Here is a 12,917-nt window from a genome sequence, read left to right as displayed (position 1 = left end):
GAGTTTATTGCGCCGATAATGCGCATTGCGATGTTCGCAGACACAGATGCCTTGCCAAAGCCCATGACAGTAAAACGGATTAGTCGGTCCAATAGAGCTTCATCGGATTATCAATAAGCAACTTGCGCTGCAATTCATCGGTCTGTGCAATGCGCGGGATCATATCGACCAAATGACCGTCATCAGGGATTTCGGTTTCCATGTTGGGGTGCGGCCAATCGGTGCCCCACAAAACGCGGTCCTGATAATCGGCTACCAGCGGCGCAACCGCATCGGCAAAGGCGTTCCACGGATCGCCCGCGCCGCCTTCCTTGATAGCATCCAACCGATCAGGGCAGGTGGCCTTGAACCAGATATCGTCGCGGGCGTTCAGGAATGCGCGAAAGGCCTTCATATCCGCCCCATCCGGTCCTTGGCGCACATCGGGACGGCCCATGTGATCGATCACCAGCGGCACCGGGATTGCATCCATGAATGGGCGCAATTCTTCAAGAATATCGGCCTCGAAATAGATTACCACGTGCCAGCCTTTGGGCAGGCGTTGCGCCACTTCGAGGAACTTGTCCTTGGGCGCATCATCGACAAGGCGCTTGAGGAAATTGAAGCGGATGCCGCGAATGCCGCCGGCGTGCATCGCGTGCAATTCCTCTTCGGAGATTGCAGGATCAACCACCGCCACGCCACGCGCGCGGCCGTTGGACTTGGCGATAGCATCGAGCGTTGCGGCATTGTCGGTGCCATGGCAGCTTGCCTGCACGATCACGTTCTTGTCGAAGCCCAGATGGTCGCGCAGGGCAAACAGCATGTCGGGACCAGCGTCCTGCGGCAGGTACTTGGCCTTGGCACTGAAGGGGAACTGCGCCATCGGGCCAAACACATGGCAGTGCGCATCGACCGCGCCCGCAGGAGGCACATAGAGGGGCTTGGACGGGTTGGAATGCCAGCTGGTGATGCGGTCGGTCATGTGGTCTGTTCCTTGCATTCTTGCCTTTGTCATCCCCGCGAAGGCGGGGACCCAGTGTACCCAGCGCTGCGTCTGCCGCTTGCTGGATTCCCGCCTTCGCGGGAATGACGAAGGACAGGGAGCAGGACGGGTGAGGGTTTTACCCGAACACCACGCCATCCATCAGTTTGCGCGCGGTGCGCAGCAGGGCAGCAGTCTCAACCGCGCCGCTATCATCCACTTGCAGTACGCAGCTCATTTCGCCGGTGGGGTGCTCTACCGAGAGCGTCTTGCGCGGCCCATCGGGAACTTCGGCGACTTCCGCCGCTGGCGATCCCGCAATCAAGCACGCCGTGGCCACGCTGACTGCACCCAGCACGCCGATGGTGGCGTGCGCGCGGTGCGGGATGAAGCTGCGCACCGTCACCGCGCCGCCGTTCTTGGGCGGGGCGACGAGCATCATCTTGGGGACCGATTTGTCCTTCACGTCGCCCAAATTCATCATCGGGCCGACGATTAGGCGGATCGCTTCGATCTGTACTTTCAAGTCAGCCGCATTGTCGAGCCAATCGCGGTCTTCATAGCCGGTGATGCCGAGGTCAGCGGCCTTCATCACCACGCAGGGCATGCCGTTGTCGATCAGCGTCACGGCCACGCCGTTCACGATGTCCACCGCATTGCCGGTAGGCAGCAGCGCGCCGCAGGAAGAGCCCGCGGTGTCGCGGAATTCCAGCGGTACGGGTGCATGGGTGCCGGGCACGCCATCAATCGCGGCCTCGCCCTGATAAGTCACCGTCCCGCCGGGTGTTGCCACCGATGCCACGGCAACTTGCCCGGTGTTTTCCATGAAGATCGCCACGCGGGTTTCATCGCCTCTGGCAGCGACCAGTCCGCGTTCAATCGCGAAGGGGCCGACGCCTGCGAGGATATTGCCGCAATTCTGCGCGTCGGTGACGATGGCCTGATCGACGAAGACTTGCAGGAACAGATAATCGACATCGATGCCGTCCCGGCTTGATTTGGACACGACCGCGACTTTGCTGGTCAAGGGATCGGCCCCGCCCATGCCATCGATCTGGACGGGATCGGGGCTGCCCATCACGCCGAGCAGGAAGGCATCGCGCGCGGCAATATCGGCGGGCAGATCGTCTTTCAGGAAGTATCCGCCCTTGGATGTGCCGCCGCGCATCCACATGCAGGCGGCGGAAAAATCAGACATACTTGAGGCCTTCCTTCTCCAGCCGTTCGCGCATCTTATACATGTCGAGGCCGAGAACGCCTTCTGCCAGTTTCTTGCGTTTGTCGCCTTCGTTGGCTTCGCGGGCTTGGGCGGCGGCGAGGACTTCGGCGGCCTTTTCGCGCGGGACCACGCAGACGCCGTCATCATCGGCCACGATCACATCGCCGGGGTTTACCAGCGCGCCTGCGCAGATGACGGGGATGTTGACGCTGCCCAATGTGTTCTTGACCGTGCCTTGGGCGAAGACCGCCTTGGACCAGACGGGGAACTGCATTTCGGTGAGATCGCGGACATCGCGCACACCTGCGTCGATGATCAGGCCACGGCATTCGCGGGCCTGGGCCGATGTGGCGAGGAGATCGCCGAAGTAGCCATCCTCGCACGGGGAGGTGGGGGCGAGGACGAGGATGTCGCTGGGCTTCAATTGTTCGATGGCGACGTGGACCATCCAGTTATCGCCCGGGGCCGCGCTGATCGTGACGGCGCTGCCGGCGATGCGGGCGCCGGTATAGATCGGGCGCATGTAGCTGGCGAGGAGGCCGGTGCGGCCCTGAGATTCATGCACCGTGGCGACGCCGCAGGCGGCGAGGCCGTCGATCACGGCTTGATCGGCGCGGTCGATGTTCTGGACGACGATACCTGACATTGGCGGGTTCCTTGCGCGTTAGTTGATGAAACACATGCGGGGGGAGGTCTTTGCCAGCCAATGCAATGTTTGCACTTTCCCATAAGGAAATGCTAAGTGTTGGAGAGTGACCGAACCTGCAATCAATATCCGACACATCGCCGCCTTTGCCGCGACGGTGCGCCACGGGAGCGTGACGCGGGCATCGCGGGCGGTGAACCTGACGCAGCCCGCGCTGACGCAAGCGATCGCCAGATTGGAGGCGGACCTTGGCTGTTCGCTGTTTGCGCGCGGGCCAGCGGGGATGACGCCGACCGAACCGGCGCTGCTGTTTGCGCCGCGCGCCGAAGCGGCGATTGCGCAAGTGGGCAGCCCACGCGTGACGGGGACGCAAGTGCGCGCGTTTCTGGCGCTGGCGCGTGCGGGCAGTTATGCCGTGGCCGCAGAGGCGACGGGGCTTTCATCGGCATCATTGCATCGCGCGGTGGGGGATTTGTCGGTGGCGCTGGGGCAGCGGCTGGTGGACCGGCGCGGGCGATCCATCATGCTGACGCCCGCCGGAGAGCGGCGCGCGCGCGGGTTTGGCCTGGCCATGGCGGAATTGCGCAGCGGCTTTGCCGAAGTGGCGGCGTGGCAGGGCAAGGCAGCGGGGCGCATCGTGGTGGGGGCGATGCCGCTGAGCCGGGCGCGGTGGTTGCCCGAAACGATCCTGCGCTTCACCAAGGCGCATCCCGGTGTGGACGTGGCGGTGATGGAAGGGAGTCATGCCGAACTGGCGGGGCCTTTGCGCGATGGCGAGATTGACCTGATGCTGGGCGCGTTGCGCGAGGCCGCAGTGCTGGACGATTTGCGGCAAGAGGCGGTGTTCGAGGACCAGCCCACATTGGTGATGCGGGCTGGACACCCGCTGTGGGGTGAGGCCAGTGTAACCGGCGCGAGGTTGGCCGAGTTTCCGTGGATATTGCCGGCGCGCGATACGCCGTTGCGGCAATACTGGGAGGACATGATGCGGGAGGCAGGGGCTGAGCCGCCGCATGTAGCCATCGAATGCGGTTCGGTGCTGACCGTGCGGCAATTGCTGTTGGGTTCCGAGGCGCTTGCGCTGCTTTCGGCGGCGCAATTGGCGGTGGAATTGCAGGCGGGGGTGTTGGTGACGCGGCCAACGCCGGTTCCGGTGACGCGCACTATTGGCGTGACTTCGCGCGAGGGGTGGCGACCGACGGGGCCGCAGGAGGCTTTTTTGGGGATTTTGCGGCAGGTTGCGGGTGAGGGGTTTGATTGAATTTGCTGGCTTTGGATTAAGGAAGGGGTTTCACGCAGAGGCGCGGAGAAGAAGTGGAGACGCGGAGGGGGCGGGTTTTACGGCGAAGCCGCCTTTTGATTCAATTTGTTGCGGCTGGTGGGAGGTTGGATTGGGAGTGGCCTTGCGGCCTGCGGTACATCTCTGCGTCTTACCTTCTTCTCTGCGTCTCTGCGTGAAATCTGGAACCGCATTGACGTGTGTGTTTTTGCAGCGTTGGAGTGCCCACCCCGCTGCGACTAAATTCGCCTTTGGCTCATTAAGTTTCGCTCCCCTCCCGTAAACGGGAGTGGTTTGCTTTTGCTCGTTCGACAGGCGCGGGACGAGAGGGAGTGGCGGATTTCACGTAGAGGCGCAGAGAACAAGTTGAGACGCGGAGGGGGTGGGTTTTACGGCGAAGCCGCCCATTCGTTCGGGTCGTTGCGGCTGGTGCGAGGTTGGATTGGGGGGTGGCATTGCGGCCTGCGGTACATCTCTGCGTCTTACCTTTTTCTCTGCGTCTCTGCGCGAAATCTGCAACCTCTCAAGCATGCACTTCGTTGCAATGCCGGAGCGCCTACCCCGCTGCGACTAAATTCGCCTTTGGCTCATTAAGTCTCGCTCCCCTGCCGCAGGCGGGAGTGGTTGGTTGGGGTCGCCGATGGTGCTGTTTTCCACCAAGCTTTGCAAAAATTTATGGCTTTGGCTGTCTTTGCATTTGCGGGGGCGGGATTGGCGACGCAGGACCGTGCATTATGGAACGCACAATCGCCTTGATTGGCTTCGGTGAGGCCGGGTCTACTTTTGCCAAAGCGGCAGGGTGGGAAGCTTTGGCGCTGGCGTTTGACATCAATCCGGCCCGCCGCGCGGTGATGGAAGAGGCTGGCGTTGTGGCTTGTGCGACGGCGGAATGCGCGCTGTCTGATGCCGATATCGTGCTTTGTCTGGTCACGGCAGATTCCGCGCTGCCAGTGGCGCAGGACTATGCCGCCTTGCTGAAGCCGGGTGCAGTCTGGTGCGATATGAATTCGGTGGCGCCTGATACCAAGCGCGATGCGGCGCGGGCCGTTGAGGCGGCGGGCGGGCGCTACGTGGATGTGGCGGTGCTCGCGCCGGTCAATCCCGCGCGGATGAATGTGCCGCTGCTGCTTTCGGGTGAGCATGCAGGCCAGGCCGAAGCGATGCTGCGCGCGGCGGGCTTTACCAAGACGCGGGTTGTGGGTGATGACATTGGCCGTGCCAGCGCGATCAAGATGATCCGTTCGATCATGGTCAAAGGCATCGAAGCGCTGACGGCAGAAATGATGCTGGCGGCAACGCGGGCGGATGTGGTGGATGAGGTGCTGTCTTCGCTGGATGCCAGCGAGAAGAGCGATAGCTGGTTTGTGCGTGCGGAATACAATGTTGAGCGGATGACGACGCATGGGCTTCGGCGCGCGGCGGAAATGGAAGAGTCTGCCAAGACGCTGATTGGGCTGGGTATTGATCCATTGATGACCAGCGGCACTGTAAAACGCCAGCGAGAGCAGGCTGGAAAAGCCATAGATTTCAAACTTGAGAGGACTGAAGTCGCATGACCATGATCATCGACTGCCACGGCCATTATACTGTGCTGCCAAAAGCGCATGATGAATGGCGCGAGAAGCAGAAGGCGGCGTTCAAGGCGGGGACCGAGTGCCCGCCTTATCCCGAGATTTCGGATGACGAGATCCGCGAGACGATTGAATCGAACCAGTTGCGCCTGCTGAAAGAGCGCGGCGCGGACATGACGATCTTTTCCCCCCGCGCATCGGCGATGGCCCCGCATGTGGGCGATCAGACCGTGGCGGTGAAGTGGGCGCAGGCTTGCAACAATCTGATTGCGCGCGTTGTGGGCCTTTATCCCGATATCTTTGCGGGCGTGTGCATGTTGCCGCAATCGCCCGAAGCCGATCTGGCGAGTTCCATTGTAGAGCTTGAGCGCTGCGTGAATGAGCTTGGCTTTATCGGTTGCAACTTGAACCCCGATCCGGGTGGTGGGCGCTTTACCCATCCGCCGCTGACCGATGAATACTGGTTCCCGATCTATGAAAAGATGGTGGAACTGGATGTGCCGGCGATGATCCACGTATCGGGATCGTGCAACCCGGCGATGCACGCAACCGGCGGGTACTATATTGCGGCCGATACCATCGCGTTCATGCAATTGCTGGAAGGCGATCTGTTCAGCAAATTCCCGACCTTGCGTTTCATCATTCCGCATGGTGGCGGCGCGGTGCCTTATCACTGGGGACGTTATCGCGGCCTTGCCGATATGCTGAAGAAGCCGGGTCTTGATACGCACCTGATGAAAAACGTGTTCTTCGATACGTGTGTCTATCACCAGCCGGGCATCGATCTGCTGGCGGATGTGATCGATAACAAGAATATCCTGTTCGGCAGCGAAATGGTGGGAGCGGTGCGCGGGATCGATCCCACCACCGGCTTTTATTTCGACGATACCAAGCGCTATGTTGATGCGCTGGATATCTCTGACGCTGAACGCCATGCCATTTTCGAGGGCAACGCCCGCCGGGTGTTCCCGCGCCTTGATGCCAAGCTGAAGGAGAGGGGCCTGTGAGCGAAGCTGTGCCTAAACAGAACATCCACGAATATTTGGCCGAGCTGGACGATATTCCGGGCACGCGTGTTTATACCGCTGCGCGCGCGCGCAAGGGATATTGGATCAACCAGTTCGCGATGAGCCTGATGAAGGCCGAAAACCGCGAACGCTTTAAAGCGGACCAACGCGCATATCTGGATGAATGGAACATCTCGGAAGAAGCCAAGCAGGCTTTGCTGGCGCGTGATTACAACACGCTGCTGGATTTGGGCGGCAACGTATACTTCCTGTCGAAGCTGTTTTCTGCCGACGGCCTGCCATTTGCAGAAGCGGTCAGCACGATGACCGACATGACCTGGCCGGAATACCGCCAGATGATGCTGGATGGCGGCCGTTCGGCCATCGGCAACCGATCGATCAAGGGAGGCTACTGATATGGCCCGCATTACCGCTGGCGTTGGTTCCAGCCATGTTCCGCTGCTGGGTGTTGCCGTTGATCAGGGCAAGAGCCGCGACGATTATTTCGGCCCGATCTTTGCAGGCTATGACTGGACCCGCGAATGGGAAAAACAGGAAAAGCCCGATGTGGTGATCCTGGTTTATAACGATCACGCATCGGCATTTGATGCCAACATCATCCCGACGTTCGCGATCGGGTGTGGCGAGCGTTACAAGTCTGCCGACGAAGGCTGGGGCCCGCGCCCTGTGCCGGACGTGGAAGGCCATGCCGATCTTGCCTGGCACATTGCGCAAAGCCTGATCCTCGACGATTTCGACATGACGATCATTAACGAAATGGACGTCGATCACGGGCTTACCGTGCCGCTTTCGATGATGTTCGGCCAGCCCGAGGCGTGGCCGTGCAAGGTTGTGCCGCTGGCGGTGAACGTGGTGACCTACCCTGTGCCATCGGGCAACCGCTGCTGGGCGCTGGGCGAGGCCATTGCACGCGCGGTGGAAAGCTTCCCTGAAGACCTCAATGTGCAGATCTGGGGCACCGGCGGGATGAGCCACCAGTTGCAAGGGCCACGTGCGGGCCTCCTCAATCGCGAATGGGACAACAAGTTTCTGGACATGTTGGAGTCAAATAGCGACGAAGTTCGGCTGATTCCGCACATTGAGTATTTGCGCGAAACCGGCAGCGAGGGAATCGAGATGGTCATGTGGCTGATCATGCGCGGCGCGCTGGGTGCGAAGGTTAAGAAACTGAACCGGCACTATCATATTCCGTGCAGCAACACGGCAATCGGACACATTGTCCTAGTACCTGATTAGGGTTTCCTAAATGTCTGTGACTGACGCTCACCTTGGGGAAAAACCCTTCGGCCTGATTGGTCGAAACGAAAGGAAAGCGTCATGATCAAGCATTTGCTGCTTATCGCTGTTTTGGAGGAAATGGTCAGACTTGCATCAAAGGTACGGCAAGTTGGTGATTTACGCCATGAAGGCTGGGAAGAGGACTATGGATCGTATCGCCGCCAGCTTGGGCTATGCCTAACGGAAATGGTTAAGCTGGCGCAGGACGATCTGGAAATGAGGGCCGAGGATGCACAAGTGTTGCAGACGACGTTCGAGGCGTGTCGGGCACGAATTGCACGGCATCAGGTGCAGTTCCCGCTCGAAGCGATAGTTTTTGATGATCCAGCTTATATCACCTCACTCAATCAGGTTGACGCCGGCTTTCAAGACTTCAAGGCGATGATGCTGGACTTGGTTGAGCGGTACGAGGTTGAAGCCGAATTGGTCACTTAAGGCGCCCATCAAGGGCGCCGCAGGATAGGAATGGAGTATCCCATGCGTATTGCCCTTGCTGGTGCCGGCGCGTTCGGCGAAAAGCATCTTGATGGTTTGAAGAACATCGACGGTGTGGAAATCACCTCGATCATCAGCCGCCGTGCGGAACAGGCCGCAGCTGTGGCGGAAAAGTATGGTGCCAAGCATTCCGGCACCGAGCTGGAAGAAGCGCTGGCGCGCGATGATGTGGACGCGGTGATCCTGTGCACGCCAACGCAGATGCACGCTGCCCAAGCCATTGCCTGCATGAAGGCGGGCAAGCATGTGCAGGTGGAAATCCCGCTGGCCGATAGCTGGGCGGATTCCGAAGAAGTGCTGCGCGTGCAGAAGGAAACCGGCAAAGTGTGCATGGTTGGCCACACCCGCCGCTTCAATCCTTCGCACCAATATGTGCACAACAAGATCACGGGCGGCGAATTCAACATCCAGCAGATGGATGTGCAGACCTATTTCTTCCGTCGCAAGAACATGAACGCCAAGGGTGAGGCGCGTTCATGGACCGATCACCTGTTGTGGCATCACGCTGCGCACACGGTTGATCTGTTTGCCTATCAGGCGGGCAAGATCGTCAAGGCCAATGCGGTGGAAGGCCCGATCCATCCGGAGCTGGGCATCGCGATGGACATGTCGATCCAGTTGAAGAGCGAGACGGGCGCGATTTGCACGCTTTCGCTTTCGTTCAACAACGATGGGCCGCTGGGCACGTTCTTCCGCTATATCGGTGATACCGCGACCTACATCGCGCGCTATGATGATCTGGTGAACGGCAAGGAAGAGCCGATTGACGTTTCGAACGTCGATGTATCGATGAACGGCATCGAATTGCAGGACCGCGAGTTCATTGCGGCGATCCGCGAGGGGCGCGAGCCGAACAGCTCGGTGGCGCAAGTGCTGGATTGCTATCGCGTGCTGGGCGAGCTGGAGAAGCAACTGGCGGCTGGGTGATTTTGCGGGCGGCGTGACTGCCCACCCCCGACCCCTCCCGCAAGCGGGAGGGGGGTAGGACCGGACCTTGCGCAAAAGCGGGGCGAACAAGGAGAGCATGATGGAAGCACAGATTGCCTATTCGGGCCGCAAGTTTGCACGGCCACGCTACTATGCCAATGCACATGAGAAGGACGAGGTCGAGATCGTGTGCTCGCCCATGGTGATGCACGATGCACAGGCGGCGGGGGCGACGATTGACCGCGAGGGCTTCCAGCTTCTCCAACACACCAGCGCTGTCACCGACTTTGCCGACCGCGAGCAAGTGGCGCGGGTGCATATGCGCGAGATCGAGGAACTGGTGCAGGCGGTGACGGGCGCGGACTTTGTGCATGTGGGTGCGCCCGGCGTGCTGCGCTTTTCGGAACGGTCGGGCAAGGCGGGCAGCCTCAACAATTCGATGCCCGCGCGGTTTGCGCATATCGACATTTCGGATGTGACCGCCGCGCAGTTTTCGGGGCGCGGGGCAGGCGGTCGCGCCTATGCGCGGTCGGCGCATTACAACGTGTGGCGCGCGATTTCCGCGCCGCCGCAGGATGTGCCGCTGGCGCTGTGCGATGCGCGTAGTCTGGCCGCCGCCGATCTGATTGCGGCCGATGCGGTGTTTGACGAGGCGGGCAAGCCGGAGTGGTCGTTCGAGGGGCTGGTGGTGGCGCACAATCCGGCGCACAAGTGGTACTGGTATCCCGATCTGACGATCAATGACGCGGTGCTGTTCAAGACCAACGACAGCGATCCCGCGCGTGCGCACCATGTGCCGCATGTGGCGTTTGACATGCCCGACTGCCCTGCCGATGCGCCGCCACGGGTGAGCATCGAAATGCGCGCGACGGCGTGGTGGTGGGCTTGATATCGGGCGGAAAGGCGCTACAGTCACCGTAACAATCGTTAGGGTGAGGGTTTGGACATGGGCGCGTTTCCGCAGTCGATCTATTTTCAGGGCCTGAACGAGCCGGTCGGGCAAGAGTTTGATCTGCGCGGGCTACGCGTGGAGGGTGATCTGCCTGCCGAAGTGCGCGGCAGTTTCTATCGCGCCTTGCCCGATCCCGCCTTTGCGCCGATGTTCGATAGCGATCACACGCTTTCGGGCGATGGCATGGTCAGCCGGTTGTCGTTTAATGCCGATGGCACCGCAGACTTTGCGCAGAAGTATGTCGAAACCGCGCGCTACTTGGCTGAAAAAGCCGCGGGCAAGGCGCTGTTTGGCAAGTATCGCAATCCGTTTACCGATGACGCCAGCGTGGCTGGCGTGGACCGCACCGTGGCAAATACGACGCCGGTGTGGCACGCGGGGCGGCTGCTGATGGCGAAGGAAGACGGGCGGCCTTATCAGGTGGACCCGATCACGCTGGAGACCATCGGATCGTATGACTTTGGCGGTGCGCTGAAGAGCGAGACGATGACCGCGCATGTGCGGATCGATGCCGCGACGGGTGAGCTGTTCTTCTATGGCTATGAGGCCGACGGGCAGGCTTCGACCAAAGTGGCCTATTGCGTGGTAGCAGCCGATGGCACATTGAAGAGCGAGCAGTGGTTCGATGCGCCCTATTGCGCGATGATGCACGATTTCACGATCAGCGAGAACTATGCGCTGTTCCCGATTTACCCGACGACGGCAGACCTTGACCGGCTGAAGGCGGGCGGGGAGCATTGGCACCATGAGCCGGAACTGGATTCATGGCTGGGCGTGATGCCGCGCTATGGCGATGTAAGCGAGATCAAGTGGTTCAAAGGGCCGAAGGGCTGCCATTCATATCATATGATGAACGCGTGGGAGGATGCAGACGGCATGCTGCACTTCGATGCGTGCCTGAACAATACCAACGCCTTTGCCTTTGTGCGCGAACCCTCGGGTATCTTCATGGGGCCGCAGGACGTGGTCGGCGCGCTGACCCGCTGGACCGTGGACCCGCGCAGCGAAGGCGGCGAAGTGACCGAGACGATCATCGGCCCGCCCGGCGATTTTCCGGTGATCCCGGCCAGGTTCCAGGGCAAGCGCTATCCGTTCGGCTTCATGCTTTCGATGAACCCTGCGCTGCAAGGCCCGCCGCTGTTTGCGGGGCCGGTGGGCGTGAGCTTCAACATGCTGTTGCGTTTGGACGGGATGGACACACCTGCGCCGCAAGTGTCGGGCGCGCTGGCGCTGCCGCCGATGGCGGGGTATAATGAACCCGTCCATGTGCCCGCGGCTGATCCCGCGAAAGACGGCTGGCTGGTGTTCATTGTTGACCAGCAAACGGGCGACAACCAGTTCATCCATGAAGCATGGGTGGTAGACGCGGGCAACATCGGCGCAGGGGCCGTGGCCAAAGTGCACATCCCCGCGCGCCTGCGCCCGCAAGTGCACGGCTGGTGGGTGGCTCAGGCGCAACTGGAGGCGCTGTGACCATGGGCAAGATCGTTATCACCGGCGCTTCGGGCAATTATGGCCGGGGCGTGACGGACGCGCTGATCGCGCAAGGTCGGGCGTCTGACCTGATCCTGATCACCCGCAAGCCGGAAAAGCTGGCCGAGCGCGCAGCCCAAGGCTGCGATGTGCGCTATGGCGATTTCGACAAGCCCGAAACGCTGGCCGCCGCTGTGCAGGGTGCGGACAAGATGCTGCTGATTTCGGGCACCCGCGTGGGCGCACGTGTGGTGCAGCATAAGGCGGCGATCGATGCGGCGGCGGGCGCGGGTGTGGGGCACGTGATCTATACCAGCTTTATCGGCATCGATGATCCGGCCAACCCCGCCGAAGTGCGGCACGACCATATTGAAACCGAAACGCTGATCAAAGCAAGCGGTGCTGCCTGGACCATGCTACGCGATGCGCATTATGCCGATGCGATGATCCTGATGACCGCGCCCAACGTGATTCCAACAGGCAAGTGGATGATCAATACGGGCGAGGGCCGCGAGGCGATGGTCTGGCGTGATGACTGCATCGCCAGCGCGGTGGCGGTGCTGACCAGCGAGGGCCACGAAGGCAAGACATATAACATCACCGGTCCGCAATTGCAGACCTTCCGCGAGGTGACCGCGCTGATGGCAGAAATCATCGGCAAGCCGCTGGAATTTGTGCCGATTGATGACGAGAGCCAATACGCGATCTTCGACGCCATGGGCATCCCGCGTCGTCCGGTGGACGATCTGGAAGTGGGCGGTATCCCGTGGAACAGCGATGACATGGTGACGTTCGGTCAGGCGATCCGGGGGGGATTTCTGGAAATCTGCACCGATGATGTCGAGCGGCTGACAGGGCGCAAGGCGCGCTCGGTGCGGCAGATGATCGAGGATAATGTGGAGATGCTGCGGTCGGTTTGATCGCTCTCCCCCTCCTCTTCAGAGGAGGGGGCCGGGGGGTGGCGCTGAATCACAAGCCGCTGCGGCCCAATGCCACCACCCACAACCCCCTCCTCTGAAGAGGAGGGGGCTTTTTGTTGCGCTTCGGGTTCACGCAGAGACGCGGAGAAGAAAGGGGAGGCGCGG

General features: G+C 60.9%; 13 protein-coding genes. 10 read left to right on the top strand and 3 right to left on the bottom strand.

Going from position 1 to position 12,917, the window contains the following annotated elements:
- Positions 1 to 79: 79 nt before the first annotated feature.
- The 3 genes from IP81_RS03425 to ligK form a co-directional block, all read right to left on the bottom strand.
- Positions 80 to 964, bottom strand: a complete 885-nt coding sequence (locus IP81_RS03425; RefSeq protein WP_054106580.1) for an amidohydrolase family protein — start codon at positions 962 to 964, stop codon at positions 80 to 82.
- A gap of 139 nt (positions 965 to 1,103) precedes the next feature.
- The gene (locus IP81_RS03420) at positions 1,104 to 2,162 is read right to left on the bottom strand and encodes a 4-oxalomesaconate tautomerase (protein ID WP_054106579.1); all 1,059 of its coding nucleotides are present in this window, start codon (positions 2,160 to 2,162) and stop codon (positions 1,104 to 1,106) included.
- Positions 2,155 to 2,829, bottom strand: coding sequence for a 4-carboxy-4-hydroxy-2-oxoadipate aldolase/oxaloacetate decarboxylase (ligK, locus tag IP81_RS03415; protein WP_054106578.1), 675 nt, complete (start codon positions 2,827 to 2,829; stop codon positions 2,155 to 2,157). Before ligK ends, IP81_RS03420 begins: the two co-directional genes overlap by 8 nt.
- Before the next feature lie 106 nt (positions 2,830 to 2,935).
- Between ligK and IP81_RS03410 the strand changes: the two genes are divergently transcribed.
- The 10 genes from IP81_RS03410 to IP81_RS03365 all read left to right on the top strand — a co-directional run bounded on the left by IP81_RS03410 (position 2,936) and on the right by IP81_RS03365 (position 12,752).
- A complete protein-coding gene (locus tag IP81_RS03410) occupies positions 2,936 to 4,090 on the top strand; it encodes a LysR substrate-binding domain-containing protein (RefSeq protein ID WP_054106577.1) in 1,155 nt (384 codons plus the stop codon).
- 752 nt (positions 4,091 to 4,842) lie between these two features.
- Positions 4,843 to 5,664 carry an NAD(P)-dependent oxidoreductase gene (locus IP81_RS03405; protein ID WP_054106576.1) on the top strand — a complete coding sequence of 274 codons (822 nt, stop codon included), beginning with the start codon at positions 4,843 to 4,845 and terminating at the stop codon, positions 5,662 to 5,664.
- On the top strand, positions 5,661 to 6,686 hold the full coding sequence (locus IP81_RS03400) for an amidohydrolase family protein (protein WP_054106575.1): 1,026 nt from the start codon (positions 5,661 to 5,663) through the stop codon (positions 6,684 to 6,686). The genes IP81_RS03405 and IP81_RS03400 overlap by 4 nt, the downstream gene beginning before the upstream one ends.
- Positions 6,683 to 7,102, top strand: a complete 420-nt coding sequence (gene ligA, locus IP81_RS03395; protein ID WP_054106574.1) for a protocatechuate 4,5-dioxygenase subunit alpha — start codon at positions 6,683 to 6,685, stop codon at positions 7,100 to 7,102. Before IP81_RS03400 ends, ligA begins: the two co-directional genes overlap by 4 nt.
- Position 7,103: 1 nt before the next feature.
- The gene (locus tag IP81_RS03390; protein WP_054106573.1) at positions 7,104 to 7,943 is read left to right on the top strand and encodes a class III extradiol dioxygenase subunit beta; all 840 of its coding nucleotides are present in this window, start codon (positions 7,104 to 7,106) and stop codon (positions 7,941 to 7,943) included.
- Between the two features lie 81 nt (positions 7,944 to 8,024).
- Positions 8,025 to 8,420, top strand: coding sequence for a hypothetical protein (locus IP81_RS03385; RefSeq protein ID WP_054106572.1), 396 nt, complete (start codon positions 8,025 to 8,027; stop codon positions 8,418 to 8,420).
- 42 nt (positions 8,421 to 8,462) lie between these two features.
- A complete protein-coding gene (locus IP81_RS03380) occupies positions 8,463 to 9,407 on the top strand; it encodes a Gfo/Idh/MocA family oxidoreductase (protein WP_054106571.1) in 945 nt (314 codons plus the stop codon).
- Positions 9,408 to 9,507: 100 nt separating this feature from the next.
- Positions 9,508 to 10,296: a CmcJ/NvfI family oxidoreductase gene (locus tag IP81_RS03375; protein ID WP_197274504.1), complete on the top strand. Its 789-nt coding sequence runs from the start codon at positions 9,508 to 9,510 to the stop codon at positions 10,294 to 10,296.
- Between the two features lie 57 nt (positions 10,297 to 10,353).
- On the top strand, positions 10,354 to 11,832 hold the full coding sequence (locus IP81_RS03370) for a carotenoid oxygenase family protein (protein ID WP_054106569.1): 1,479 nt from the start codon (positions 10,354 to 10,356) through the stop codon (positions 11,830 to 11,832).
- A gap of 2 nt (positions 11,833 to 11,834) precedes the next feature.
- Positions 11,835 to 12,752, top strand: a complete 918-nt coding sequence (locus tag IP81_RS03365) for an NAD(P)H-binding protein (RefSeq protein WP_054106568.1) — start codon at positions 11,835 to 11,837, stop codon at positions 12,750 to 12,752.
- The last annotated feature ends 165 nt before the right edge of the window (positions 12,753 to 12,917 follow it).

The sequence above is a fragment of the Novosphingobium sp. AAP83 genome (assembly GCF_001295795.1).
Classification (GTDB): Bacteria; Pseudomonadota; Alphaproteobacteria; order Sphingomonadales; family Sphingomonadaceae; genus Novosphingobium.
Note: the sequence above shows the minus strand (reverse complement) of the source record. Positions and strands in the feature narration are given on the sequence as shown.

Coding starts and splice junctions, on each gene's coding strand:
- IP81_RS03385 (WP_054106572.1), top strand. CDS start 8,025: ATGATCAAGCATTTGCTGCTTATCGCTGTTTTGGAGGAAATGGTCAGA.
- IP81_RS03375 (WP_197274504.1), top strand. CDS start 9,508: ATGGAAGCACAGATTGCCTATTCGGGCCGCAAGTTTGCACGGCCACGC.
- IP81_RS03405 (WP_054106576.1), top strand. CDS start 4,843: ATGGAACGCACAATCGCCTTGATTGGCTTCGGTGAGGCCGGGTCTACT.
- IP81_RS03390 (WP_054106573.1), top strand. CDS start 7,104: ATGGCCCGCATTACCGCTGGCGTTGGTTCCAGCCATGTTCCGCTGCTG.
- IP81_RS03420 (WP_054106579.1), bottom strand. CDS start 2,162: ATGTCTGATTTTTCCGCCGCCTGCATGTGGATGCGCGGCGGCACATCC.
- IP81_RS03425 (WP_054106580.1), bottom strand. CDS start 964: ATGACCGACCGCATCACCAGCTGGCATTCCAACCCGTCCAAGCCCCTC.
- IP81_RS03380 (WP_054106571.1), top strand. CDS start 8,463: ATGCGTATTGCCCTTGCTGGTGCCGGCGCGTTCGGCGAAAAGCATCTT.
- IP81_RS03400 (WP_054106575.1), top strand. CDS start 5,661: ATGACCATGATCATCGACTGCCACGGCCATTATACTGTGCTGCCAAAA.
- IP81_RS03365 (WP_054106568.1), top strand. CDS start 11,835: ATGGGCAAGATCGTTATCACCGGCGCTTCGGGCAATTATGGCCGGGGC.
- IP81_RS03370 (WP_054106569.1), top strand. CDS start 10,354: ATGGGCGCGTTTCCGCAGTCGATCTATTTTCAGGGCCTGAACGAGCCG.
- ligK (WP_054106578.1), bottom strand. CDS start 2,829: ATGTCAGGTATCGTCGTCCAGAACATCGACCGCGCCGATCAAGCCGTG.